This is a genomic window from Oleiphilus sp. HI0123 (genome assembly GCF_001635315.1).
This window is the reverse complement of record NZ_LWGE01000348.1, coordinates 1-865: the sequence shown is the minus strand read 5'-3', so window position 1 is coordinate 865 and position 865 is coordinate 1. Positions and strand designations below refer to the sequence as shown.

Sequence of the window (865 nt, the reverse complement as noted above, 5' to 3'; positions counted from 1 at the left end):
GCACGAGGACTTGTTGGCGCATGAGGGGCAACCTCAATAGGTTTAACCTGCTGCCCTGGTCGAACCTCGAATAACTGACTGGCATACCCTAGCTTGGGGTTAACATGCGTCCCGCTTACCTCTGACAAGCCCTCTTTCTTGAGCCAAGTTCGCGTCCGGCTACCTCGGCCCGAGCAATCAACAACCAAGTCTGCTCGCAATGTTTTTTCAGCACTTATACTCCCTTGTTGATATCGGAGCCCTGTCACTCGCGAGTTATCATTATTCAGTATGAAGCCACTCACTTGGCAAGCGTAACGACGCTCAATGTTTTCAATACTCTCTATCCGCTCAGTCACCACTCTGTCAATTAAAGGGCGACGACATACCCTCAAATCCAAGCCAGACTCAAAACGCGGTAATTTACCTTCGCCTATAAACAAAGAAACATCTTCAGAGTAGTTAACTAAGGGAGCCCCATAACGCTCAAGCTCTGCATCAAAGCCAGGAAAAAACTCTTCGAATAATTGGCGACCTTTAAGTAATAAAAGGTGTTGATGCGCGGCTTGCGGAAGCCCCTTTCGAAATAACTCTCCCGACGTTGAAGAGAGCTCGTCCGGTGCAGCATCTTTTTCTAGAATCACCACCAAGTCAAAGTGCTCTGAAAGAACTTTTGCCGATAACATGCCTGAGATGCTTCCACCAATAACCAGCGCAGTCCCTTTATTTGCTCCCTGTGACGCCATCCGTCAATCCTTCGTATTAGGCTTAGTTATTTGTTTTTGGCAAGAATGGATAAGCCTGACTCCAGTGCGTCTTGGTACTTAGGCCTCTTAGCTTGTGCCAGCAATGCTCGAATTGTGTCGAATGAAGAATCAAGATAAGC

1 protein-coding gene is annotated in these 865 nt (G+C 47.5%); it reads right to left on the bottom strand.

Features of this window, described 5'->3' with window-relative positions; genetic code table 11:
- The coding region (locus A3761_RS03310; RefSeq protein ID WP_369808164.1) for an FAD-dependent oxidoreductase at positions 1 to 725 on the bottom strand (725 nt) is incomplete at its 3' end.
- Positions 726 to 865 lie beyond the last annotated feature (140 nt).